2 pseudogenes are annotated in these 797 nt (G+C 24.1%); both read right to left on the bottom strand.

Annotated features, from left to right (window positions below):
• A pseudogene (locus EZH24_RS15410) lies at positions 1-112 on the bottom strand (TM1266 family iron-only hydrogenase system putative regulator); the annotation flags it as partial.
• 452 nt (positions 113-564) lie between these two features.
• Positions 565-797: pseudogene (locus EZH24_RS12910) on the bottom strand (methyl-accepting chemotaxis protein); the annotation flags it as partial.

The raw sequence follows: 797 nt of genomic DNA, 5'->3' as shown, positions 1-797 counted from the left end.
CCATCTTTCCTATAATAAAATCACTGTAATCATGAAGAATTTCATTAACTTTTGAAACATTTTCTGTTTTTTCTACTATTATTCCTACAACAGCAATTCTATTATTTTCCATAGGCTAATAAATCAGATTAATATAAATTTTAAATACCTTTATGATAAACATCAATAGTTACTCACTTAGGTTAATAATATTATAATAATTATTTTTAATTTGTAAATAGATATTTTTTAAGTTTATCAATTTTTTATTGTTATTTAAATAACGATATTACGCACGCAAAGCGAAGCTATAACTATACATTAATTATGAATTTAAAATTTCGCTATATATAAGATTTTATTAAACGTGCGTTAATAAAATCTAAAATTTTAAATAACACTCGGGCGGGTGCTTTATTTTATGATTTAGTAAAAAAATAAAGCTAAATTATAATTTTATAATTAAATAAAAAATCTTAAAGGGTGGGAGTTGTAATTAAAATTTAAAAATTTAATTATGCCTACCAACACTTTAATTTTATAATATCACTTCAATTTTTTACTTAAAGTAATAAAAAACTAATATTATTTTTCTATTCTAAAGAAACTCATAACTGAATGAAGTTCTTTAGCATCATCATATAAAGCAAGCGATGAAGCTGTAGACTCTTCTACTAATGCAGCATTCTCCTGAGTTATAGAGTCCATTTCCATTACTGCTTTATTTACTTGTGCTACTCCTGACTGCTGTTCTAATGCGGCAGAACTAATATCTTTAATAATATTTGCTGTCTCATCTATCTCTGTTTTTATGCTCA

The organism is Brachyspira catarrhinii (assembly GCF_005518285.1).
GTDB lineage: Bacteria > Spirochaetota > Brachyspiria > Brachyspirales > Brachyspiraceae > Brachyspira > Brachyspira catarrhinii.
Note: the sequence above shows the minus strand (reverse complement) of the source record. Positions and strands in the feature narration are given on the sequence as shown.